Source organism: Mesorhizobium sp. M5C.F.Ca.IN.020.32.2.1 (assembly GCF_004023105.1).
Taxonomy (GTDB): Bacteria; Pseudomonadota; Alphaproteobacteria; order Rhizobiales; family Rhizobiaceae; genus Mesorhizobium; species Mesorhizobium wenxiniae.
This window is the reverse complement of sequence record NZ_RZSX01000147.1, coordinates 1-9,483: the sequence shown is the minus strand read 5'-3', so window position 1 is coordinate 9,483 and position 9,483 is coordinate 1. Positions and strand designations below refer to the sequence as shown.

The window sequence follows — 9,483 nt, the reverse complement described above, 5'->3', positions numbered from 1 at the left end:
TCGAGACAACGATGATCTCTTCCGCCTTGCCGGCCTCTTTCAGCCGGATCGCCTCTTCGACCGCGATCTCGTCGAACGGGTTCATCGCCATCTTGACGTTGGCGAGTTCCACCGCCGAACCGTCAGCTTTCACACGAACCTTCACATTCGCATCCACAACCCGCTTCACGGGCACAAGGATCTTCATTTGCCTGTCACCTCTTTCACGATAGCCACCTCTTTCAAGGTAATTGGGCGCGCTATAGCAGCGCACGCCTCTTCAGAGTTGTCGAAAGCCGACATTCCGGACGGAATTCTAGTGTCCGACCGCCTAAAGCGCGTCGCGTTTGACCGGCCTCGCGCGACGCGCTTTAGGTTGTTGTTTTATGCATGTCGTTATCGCAAAACCGCTGCACACTTTTGCGCGACATGCATTGTGGGAAAGCTTCCGTAGTTGCGGCGACCCCGCACGTCAATATCCGAGGCGCGCCCAAATTATCCGTGACGCACTCAAATCGGTTCAGTCCGGACTGGACGCGCTTCCCCGTCCCCAGCGCGGCGCCGCCTGCGCCGGTTGCGGGTCGCTTGACGCCGGCTCTGCGGCAACAGGCACCTGGCCGGCGACCACCACTGCCTCTTCCTCAGCACCGGCAAGCAGTGGTACGGCGCGATTGCGCAAAATGAGCACCAGCACGGCCCCGGCGATGATGCCGCCGACATGGCAGGCCCAGGAAATCTGATCCTCGCCACCGGCGGCGAACATCACGATCTGGAACAGGATCCACAGGATGAGCGGGATGAAGGCCGGGATCCGCAGCGGGATGCGGGCGAAGGCCAGCACCCATACCTTCACCCTGGGGTAGAGGATCAGATAGGCGGCGACCACGCCGGCGATGGCGCCCGAGGCACCAATCAGCGGAACCTGCGAGTCCCACGCGATCAGGCCTTGGAAGAAGGCGCCGGCGATGGCGCACAGCAGGTAGAAGATGAGAAAGCGTACATGACCGAGCGCGTCCTCGACATTGTCGCCGAACACCCAGAGGAACAGCATGTTGCCGCCGAGGTGAAAAATATCGGCATGCAGGAAGGAATAGGTGACGTAGCTCAGGCTCTCCGGGATCACGACAAACTGCGGAGCCAGTTCGACGCTGTCGTGGACGACGGACGGGATGAAGCCCAGGCCCAGCACAGCAGCGTTGGTGAACTGCTCGCCGCCAAGCGCGGTGGCGAAGTAGATCAGCGTGTTGAACGCGATCAGGCCGATCGTCACATATTGCTGCTTGATGTGGCGCAGCCGGTTGGTGTCATAAAGCGGGATGAACATCGGACCCCCTCCCGCCTCGGCAGATTCAGCGGTTCTTGCCGGGAACCCATAGCACGTCGGCGTTTCCATTGTCATTGACCGCGCGTGCGGCGACGAACAGAAAGTCCGACACGCGGTTGATGTATCTTATCGCCTCGCGGTTGACAGGCTCGCTTGGGTCCTGCGTCAAAGCCACCATGATGCGCTCGGCCCGCCGTGCCACCGTGCGGGCAAGGTGAAGGGCCGCCGCCGCCGCCGTGCCGCCGTTCAGCACGAAGGATTTGAGCGGCTGCAGGTCCTTGTTGAGCAGGTCAATGTCCTTTTCGACACGGTCGGTCTGCACAGCGGTGATGCGCAGCGGCTCATAGCCGAGCGGCTTGCCGTCGTCCGGCATCGCCAGATCGGCGCCGAGGTCGAAAAGGTCGTTCTGGATGCGGCCGAGCATCGCGTCGATCCCCGGATGGGTTGCTGCGGTATGAATGCGGGCCATGCCGATGCAGGCATTGGCTTCGTCGATCGTGCCATAGGCGTCAATGCGCAGATCGGATTTCAGCCGCCGTTCACCGGTGCCAAGGCCGGTGGTGCCGTCGTCGCCGGTGCGGGTGTAGATCTTGTTGAGCTTGACCACGCTCTGCCTCCCGAAATCGCTACCCTCGTCACTTGCGGGTGAAATACACCGCCAGCATGATCAGCACCAATGCCACGAACTGCAGCAGCACGCGGGTCTGCATCAGCTTGTTGGAGGTCATGGGGGAGCCGCCGCGCATCATGTTGATGAGGCCGCGGATCAGCACGATCACCACGGCGACCATGACGAGGACAGCGAGGATGTTGAAAACGGTTGCCATAGTGTGTTTCCAGTCGATTGCGTTCAGGCGCGTTTGGCAAGCAGGCGGTAGAGCATTGATGCCGGCAGGACGCGTTTGAGGATAACGCCGATCCTGGCCGGCACCGTTACCACATAATGCGGACGCGGGCGCCGCGACAGAAGCGCATGGCGCAAGGCCGCATGAACCACCTCCGGCCCAGGCTTCAGCCGTGACGTGCTGCCGCCGGCCTGCAGCCTTTGCAGTTGCGCCTCGTAGGCAAGACGGTGGACGGAATTCTCACGGTCGATATTCCTGAGAAACCACCCAAGGCCGTTGCTGGCGATCTTCGATGTTACCGGCCCCGGCTCGATCAGCGAGACATGGATGCCGCTGCCCTGGAGTTCCTGATGCATGCACAGCATCAGCCCTTCGATCGCGTGCTTGGACGCCGAATAGGCGCCGCGAAAGGGCAGCGGCGCCAGGCCGAGGATCGAGGAGCAATGGACGAGACGGCCATGGCCCTGGCGGCGCATCACCGGCACGACACGGCGGGTGAGGTCATGCCAGCCGAAGACATTCGCCTCGAATTGCTCCCTGAGTGCTGCGACCGGCAGGTCCTCGACGGCGCCGGGCTGGGCGTAGGCGCCATTGTTGAACAGGGCATCGAGCCGTCCGTCCGTCCGTTCCAGCACCGACGCCACCAGCGTCTCGATGGATCCAGGTTCGCGGTAGTCCAGATAGAAAGCCTCGATGCCAGCGGCCTCGAGGGCAGCGATGTCCTCTGGCTTGCGCGCCGTCGCGAAGACCTGCCAGCCTTCCGCCTTCAGCGCTCGCGCGCAATAGGCGCCTATCCCGGAAGAAGCACCGGTGACGATGATGGTGCGCAACTCTTCTCCGGGAGGAAGCGTGGTTTGACCTAGGCTTGCCATTTGCAGCAATCCCTTCCCATATTCGCGGCGTCGAGACAATCGAAGGGAACGCGGTTCTTGTTGCGGAAGATCGTAGCCCTCAAACGCGTACTTTATGACGCGTTCGGCCATTTCGATGCGGACGATGGCTGGGCGATGGCCAGTCATCTGGCGATCACGGCGCTGATGGCGCTTTTCCCCTTTCTGATTTTCGCCACGACACTGGCCAGCTTCCTCGGCGCACAGGCTTTTGCCGACACCGCCGTGCATCTCGTATTCGACACCTGGCCCGAGCAGATCGCCAAGCCGATCGCGCGCGAAGTGCTCAACGTGCTCACCGTGCAGCGCAGCGACCTGTTGACCTATGGCGTGCTGCTTGCCGCCTTCTTCGCCTCGAACGGTATCGAGGCGCTGCGCACCTCGCTCAACCGCGCCTACCGCGTTTCCGAAACGCGCGGCATCATCTATCGACGGGTGCAGAGCATCGCCTTCGTTTTGATCGCCACGGCAGGTTTTCTGGTGATCAGCGTGCTCGTGGTTTTCGCGCCCTTACTGGGGCGGCTGGCCGAGGCCAATTTCGAATGGATAAAGCCCTATATGGGCACGATCACGCTGTGGCGTTACATCATCGCCTCCGCCGTCATCGTCGGCGGGCTGTTCGCGGTGCATTACTGGCTGCCTGCGGGCAAGCGCCGCTTCGTCTCGATCATACCGGGCATCATCTTCACGCTGATTGCCTGGCTCATCGGGTCGACCATCTTCGCCGCCTATCTCGACCGTTTCTCGTCGTATGTGACGACCTATGCCGGCCTTGCCTCGATCATGGTCGCGGTCGTCTTCCTCTACATCGTGTCGGCGATCTTCATCCTCGGCGGTGAGCTCAATGCCGCGATCAGCCGCTATCTGGAGGCACGCGCGAGAGTCGGCTGAGTCTTAGTTGAGCATGATCTTTTCCGAAAACCGGTTCCCACTTTTTGCTTCGCTGACCTTCGGTTCGGGATCATGCTTTGGTCGGCTGAGCGGTTGCCAGCCCGACGCCGAGCGTCGCGATCGCCATGCCGACGATCTGGACCAGGTTCAACTGTTCGCCGAACAATACCCAGGCGATGACCGCGGTGACGGCCGGGACCAGATAGAACAGCGAAGCGACTTTCGACATCTCGCCGTCGCGGATCATCACCATCAACAGGAAGATGGCGCCGATCGACAGCACCAGCACCAACCATGCCATGGCGAAGATCAACTCGCCGTTGACGACAACCGTTCGCGACTCGAAGGCGAGCGAGGCCAGGACCATCACCGATGCGCCGCCGACATATTGCCATTTGGTGGCCGCCACGAGATCGCCGCCGGAGGCGAAGCGCTTCTGCCAGATCGTGCCGGCGCTCATGCCGAGCACCGAGACAAGCGAGGCGGCCAGCGTCTCGGCCGTCACGCCGCCGCCGAGCGCACCGAGCTTCGGCCAGAGCACGATGACCACACCGACCAGACCGATGCCGAGACCGGCCCAATGGCGCGGCAGGATGGCCTCGCCGAGAAATCGGCCGGCCATCACCGCGGTGATCAGCGGCTGCAGCCCGACGATCAGGGCCGAAAGCCCGGCCGGCATGCCCCTGTGGATGGCCCAGAACACGCCGCCGAGATAGACGCCATGCATCAGGATGCCGGCGCCGGTGGCGTGGAGCGCTTCCGCACGCGTCGCCCGCCTGGAACCGAGTGCTGCCATCAAGCCGGCCAAGAGGACGGCGGCCAGAACGAAGCGGGCGGCGAGAAAGGTGAAGGGTTCCGCCCAGGGCATGGCGTATCGCGCACCGATGAAGCCGGTCGCCCACAGGACGACGAAGGAGGCGGGGATGAACCGCTTGATGCTGTGCATTTTCGGGAGGCTGCCGCGTGATCGGTGAGGGTTGAGTGTCGCGACTGCTGTAATGCGGTTCAACCTAGCAAGCAAAACCAAACGGTTGATCCATAGGCTCATCCGAATTGAAGGGTGCGCTCATATTTGCGGTCGTATGCGCCGATCTAGAACCCAATCAGCCGCCTGACGTCGGCCGGCGATGCGCCGGCCTCGCGCAAGGCGGCAAGGCCGGTATCCCGAAGACTCTTCGACAGCTTTCGTCCGTCCGGGCCGAGGACGAGACGATGGTGGAAGTAGCTTGGTTGCGGCAGGCCAAGGATCTCCTGGAGCAGGCGCTGCACGCCGGTGGCGGAATAGAGGTCCTGGCCGCGCACGACATGGCTGACGCCCTGCAGCGCGTCATCGACGACGACGGCGAGATGATAGCTGGTCGGGATTTCACGGCGCGCCACGATCACGTCGCCCCAGTCCTGCGGCCGAGCATGCACCGTGCGTGTTGCGGAAAGCCGCTCATCCGAAAATTCCAGCCATGACAGGTCCGTCCCGACGCGCGCCATCGCAGCATCGACGTCGAGCCGCCAGGCGAAAGGCGCATTTTCGGCAATCCGACGCTGGCGTTCCCTCATCGGCATTGCCTTGTCGACGGCGGGATAGAGCGGCACGCCGTCCGGGTCGCGCGGCCAGTCGCGCCCGCGCTTTTCGCTGGCGGCAATGAAGGCGCGGATTTCGCCACGGCTCATGAAGGCCGGGTAGACGAGCTCTTCCATGATCAGCCGGTCGAGCACCGCCTGATAGTCCGCGAAATGATCCGACTGACGGCGCACCGGTTCTTCCCAGCCAAGCCCGAGCCATTTCAGATCGCGAAAAATGCCGGCCTCGAATTCCGGCGTGCAGCGCGTCGTGTCGATGTCCTCGATGCGCAGCAACAGGCGCCCGCCGGTTGCTCTCGCCAATTTTTGATTGAGCAGCGCCGAATAGGCATGGCCGAGATGCAGTTCGCCATTCGGGCTCGGTGCGAAGCGGAATGTCAGGAGTGTCATCGTTCGGCGGCAATCGGGTTGTGCGGCGCTTTCGCCAGTTGCTACTTTGCGCCTGATTACATCTGCCATTTTGCGCCGGGAACAAGCAGACATGCAACGCATCGCCACGCTCGACGACATCTCGCGAGGGCTGGACGCGCTCTGCCTGCTCGACCCGCGTCTTGAAAAGGTGCGCGGCATGGCCGGCGAGGTGCCGCTTCGGCTTTCCGAGCCGGGGTTCAGAAGCCTTGCCTCGATCATCGTCTCGCAGCAGGTTTCCCGCGCCAGCGCCGACGCCATCTTCGGGCGGCTGACAAAACTGGTGGATCCGCTGACGCCGCAAGCGATCCTTGCCGCCGACGAAGCCATGTTTCGCGAGGCCGGACTGTCGCGGCCGAAGCAGCGCGGCCTGGTCGCCGTGGCCCAGGCGGTGGTCGACGGCCTCGACCTCGATCATCTCTGCTTGCTCGACGCCACGGATGCGATCACGGCGATGATCAAGGTGTCGGGCATCGGCCCGTGGACGGCGGAAGTCTATCTTTTGTTCGCCGCCGGCCACCCCGATGTCTTCCCGGCACGCGACGTTGCCTTGCAGAGCGCGGTCGGCCACGCGCTCGGCATCGACCCGCGTCCGCCCGAGAAAACACTGATCCAACTCGCCGAATCATGGAGCCCATGGCGAGGTGTCGCATCGCGGCTTTTCTGGGCCTATTATCGCGAATTGAAGGGCAGGGACGCCGCGCCTCCGGCCTGAATTCGCAAAAAAGCATTGAAATCAGGCGCTTTTGGCGTGGCGTTTGATCGACAAGCCGCTTCACATCCCTGTCATGTCGGGCTTACAGTATCCGCGCCGATCGGTTCTAGAACCAAGGAGGTCAATGACGTGACGGTTGCCGTATCTCCGGATGGGCTTCCAGCACTGGTGCTGAACGCGGATTACCGTCCGCTCAGCTATTATCCTCTGTCGCTCTGGTCGTGGCAGGACGCAATCAAGGCGGTGTTCCTCGAGCGGGTGAACATCGTCGCCGAATACGAGCACGCCGTGTCGTCGCCGACCTTCTCGATGAAGCTGCCGAGCGTCGTCAGCCTGAAGGCCTATGTGAAGCCATCGCGGCATCCAGCCTTCACCCGCTTCAATGTGTTCCTGCGCGACCGTTTCCAGTGCCAGTATTGTGGCACGCCGGAGGATCTGACCTTCGACCATGTCGTTCCCCGCCATCGCGGCGGCGCGACGACGTGGGAGAATGTCGTCGCCGCCTGTTCGCCGTGCAATCTGAGAAAGGGTGGCATGATGCCGGCGCACGCCAAGATGTGGCCGTTGCAGAAGCCCTACCAGCCGACGGTGCATGATCTGCACAACAACGGCCGCCTGTTTCCGCCCAACCATTTGCATGAAAGCTGGATGGATTATCTGTACTGGGATGTCGAACTCGAACCTTGAGATCGTCCGATAATTCGGGAGGCTGGCCGTCTGAAGCGATTGTCTGCGCTTCCGATGCTCACGGACCAAATGTCCGCTGCGCTTCGGTTCTCGACAATCACTCCATACGACTCAGCCTGCCGAATTCTTGGACGATCTCGCGCCGCGCTAGATTTAATCGCGCGCAAACGCACCCCGGAAGGCGACCACGGCCAGGACAAAACTGGCGATGGCGTTCCAGCCGGCCAGCGACAGGCCGAGGATGCGCAGTGCCGCCTTGTCGCAGGAGGGCGGGACGAATTTGTCGAGCGCGTCGAGCACGCCCTTGCCGCCGGTGTCCACCGGTCCTGCAGCCGCCGCACAATCGGTCGGCCCCGGCCACCACGCCCATTCGACGCCGGAATGATAGACGCCGAGATAGACGCCGTAGGCCATCAGCAGGCCGCCGACGGCCAGCAGGCCGCGTGTCAGCCAAGTAGGCCAGCGCAGCGCCGACGACAGCACCGCCAGCAGCATCAGCGGCACGCCGGTGTAGTAGGGGGTGCGCTGCTCCAGGCAGAGCTTGCACGGGATGTAGCCGCCCAGGTGCTGGAAGGCCAGCGCCGAGCCGACGGTGGCCGCCATGGCGACGGCGAGAAACACCGCCGTCCGCATGCGCTGGCGTCCAGTGTCGGCACTCACGGTCGCTGTCATCGATCTACCGTCCATTCCCGTCATAGCAAAGGATGGGTCAATTTGAACAACCTTTGCTCTAGCCCGGACTTCTCATACTAGCCCGGACTAGCCCGGACTTCTCATGCTAGAAGGCGTATTTGACGACGATATAGAGCGAAATCAGGGCAGCGGCGGCGGCGCCCGCGATCATGCCAAGGCGCTTTTCGATGAACTCGCGGATCGGTTCGCCATAGCGGCGCAGCAGCCAGGCGAGGAACAGGAAGCGGGCGCCGCGTGCCACGATCGCCAGCACGATGAACAGCAGGAGGTTGACGCCGATAACGCCGGACAGGATCGTCACCACCTTGATCGGCGGCAGATGGGCGAGGCCGGAAGTGATCAGCATCAGGATGATGAAGCCGATGCCCGACGAGACGCGCAGCGCCTCGAAGTCATCATATTTGCCGTAGAATTCGAGGATCGGCTTCGCCATCGTGTCGTAGGCATAGTGGCCGATGTACCAGCCGGCGATGCCGCCCAGAACGGAGGCCAGCGTGGCGACCAGCGCGTAGCGATAGGCGCGATCCGGCCGCGACAGCGCCATCGGCAGATAGAGCACGTCGGCCGGCACTAGGAACACCGAGCTTTCGACGAAAGCGATGAAGGCCAGCCACCACTCGGCGGATTTCTTGGCCGCCAGCGACAAGGTCCAGTCGTAAAGTCCGCGAAGCATCGGCACTCCTAATGCACGTCGCCCAAATGCGCAGCGGTTTTGGGATAACAATGCATAAAAACAAAGACCAAAAGCGCGCCACATGAATCTCTCGAGACGCGACGCGCTTCAATGCGCTGCCTGTCTAGAAAGATTTTTCGCGCCGCACAATGGCCGCAGCTTCACGAAATCGAAGGCTGGGGTTGAGCGAAGGCCGCATGTCGGGAATTGGCCAGTTGACGAACAGGCCTCCAACCGTATAGTCCGCGCCAATCCAGGCCGCCCGGCCTGAGCCCCTATGGCGGAATTGGTAGACGCGCTCGACTCAAAATCGAGTTCCGCAAGGAGTGCTGGTTCGATCCCGGCTAGGGGCACCATTTTCCACCCGAGACGTCTTGAAAGCTCGGCGGGATGTTATCCCAGGAGCATCCTGGGATAATCACAATCGAGGTCGGTCCTTCCTCACAACGAGGCCAGTCCTTCCTGATTAGTTCGGACTCCGTAGCTCAGGCCGCCATCACATCGGCCCCGGGACCATCTTGGTCGGCTGCTCCGGCATGGGAAACGCGTAATTGTCGCATTTCACGTCCGGGTTTGTCGGGCTGAACATTCCGAGCGGGTTGTCCTTGAACAGCCAGGCGTGAAGATCGTAATGGTAGAATTCCGTCGGAATAAGCGGATAATGCCCCTCCATCGGCCCCTGGAACGTCTGTCCAAAGAGTTTCGGCGGCTCCTTGGTGTCGGGCGTCAGCGGAACAAGCCATTCCACGGCCACCAGGCGCAAGCCGCCGTTGAACGGCTCATAGATAAGGACATTGGGG

General features: G+C 62.3%; 11 protein-coding genes, 1 tRNA gene and 2 pseudogenes. 4 read left to right on the top strand and 10 right to left on the bottom strand.

The window, feature by feature from the left end:
- The 5 genes and pseudogenes from EOA86_RS10180 to EOA86_RS10160 all read right to left on the bottom strand — a co-directional run.
- A pseudogene (locus EOA86_RS10180) lies at positions 1-187 on the bottom strand (electron transfer flavoprotein subunit beta/FixA family protein); the annotation flags it as partial.
- Between the two features lie 312 nt (positions 188-499).
- Complete coding sequence (locus EOA86_RS10175) at positions 500-1,303, bottom strand: rhomboid family intramembrane serine protease (protein ID WP_065008479.1); 804 nt, start codon at positions 1,301-1,303, stop codon at positions 500-502.
- A 25-nt stretch (positions 1,304-1,328) separates the two neighbouring features.
- Positions 1,329-1,910: a cob(I)yrinic acid a,c-diamide adenosyltransferase gene (locus tag EOA86_RS10170; protein WP_127208909.1), complete on the bottom strand. Its 582-nt coding sequence runs from the start codon at positions 1,908-1,910 to the stop codon at positions 1,329-1,331.
- A gap of 28 nt (positions 1,911-1,938) precedes the next feature.
- Positions 1,939-2,130 (bottom strand): twin transmembrane helix small protein, encoded by a 192-nt coding sequence (locus tag EOA86_RS10165; RefSeq protein ID WP_127208910.1) that lies wholly within the window; start codon positions 2,128-2,130, stop codon positions 1,939-1,941.
- Positions 2,131-2,153: 23 nt separating this feature from the next.
- Positions 2,154-3,020, bottom strand: a complete 867-nt coding sequence (locus tag EOA86_RS10160) for an SDR family oxidoreductase (protein WP_127208911.1) — start codon at positions 3,018-3,020, stop codon at positions 2,154-2,156.
- A gap of 57 nt (positions 3,021-3,077) precedes the next feature.
- Between EOA86_RS10160 and EOA86_RS10155 the strand changes: the two genes are divergently transcribed.
- On the top strand, positions 3,078-3,929 hold the full coding sequence (locus tag EOA86_RS10155) for a YihY/virulence factor BrkB family protein (protein WP_095517782.1): 852 nt from the start codon (positions 3,078-3,080) through the stop codon (positions 3,927-3,929).
- Between the two features lie 70 nt (positions 3,930-3,999).
- Here the strand turns inward: EOA86_RS10155 and EOA86_RS10150 are convergent, their stop codons facing one another.
- Both EOA86_RS10150 and gluQRS read right to left on the bottom strand, forming a co-directional pair.
- A complete protein-coding gene (locus EOA86_RS10150; protein ID WP_127208912.1) occupies positions 4,000-4,875 on the bottom strand; it encodes an EamA family transporter in 876 nt (291 codons plus the stop codon).
- A gap of 146 nt (positions 4,876-5,021) precedes the next feature.
- The gene (gluQRS, locus tag EOA86_RS10145; RefSeq protein WP_128341492.1) at positions 5,022-5,897 is read right to left on the bottom strand and encodes a tRNA glutamyl-Q(34) synthetase GluQRS; all 876 of its coding nucleotides are present in this window, start codon (positions 5,895-5,897) and stop codon (positions 5,022-5,024) included.
- 91 nt (positions 5,898-5,988) lie between these two features.
- Between gluQRS and EOA86_RS10140 the strand changes: the two genes are divergently transcribed.
- Together EOA86_RS10140 and EOA86_RS10135 are read left to right on the top strand one after the other, a co-directional pair.
- Entirely contained in the window at positions 5,989-6,630 is a 642-nt protein-coding gene (locus EOA86_RS10140) for a DNA-3-methyladenine glycosylase (protein ID WP_127208913.1), read from the top strand.
- A gap of 129 nt (positions 6,631-6,759) precedes the next feature.
- Positions 6,760-7,317: an HNH endonuclease gene (locus EOA86_RS10135; protein WP_029348574.1), complete on the top strand. Its 558-nt coding sequence runs from the start codon at positions 6,760-6,762 to the stop codon at positions 7,315-7,317.
- A gap of 153 nt (positions 7,318-7,470) precedes the next feature.
- Here EOA86_RS10135 and EOA86_RS10130 read toward each other — a convergent pair whose 3' ends face one another.
- Positions 7,471-7,989, bottom strand: a complete 519-nt coding sequence (locus tag EOA86_RS10130) for a disulfide bond formation protein B (RefSeq protein ID WP_127208914.1) — start codon at positions 7,987-7,989, stop codon at positions 7,471-7,473.
- Positions 7,990-8,095: 106 nt separating this feature from the next.
- Positions 8,096-8,683: a YqaA family protein gene (locus tag EOA86_RS10125; RefSeq protein WP_127208915.1), complete on the bottom strand. Its 588-nt coding sequence runs from the start codon at positions 8,681-8,683 to the stop codon at positions 8,096-8,098.
- Positions 8,684-8,954: 271 nt separating this feature from the next.
- On the opposite strand from EOA86_RS10125, the gene EOA86_RS10120 reads away from it, so the two are divergent.
- A tRNA-Leu gene (locus tag EOA86_RS10120) sits at positions 8,955-9,039 on the top strand.
- Between the two features lie 140 nt (positions 9,040-9,179).
- Here the strand turns inward: EOA86_RS10120 and EOA86_RS10115 are convergent.
- Positions 9,180-9,483, bottom strand: a pseudogene (locus EOA86_RS10115) (hypothetical protein); the annotation flags it as partial.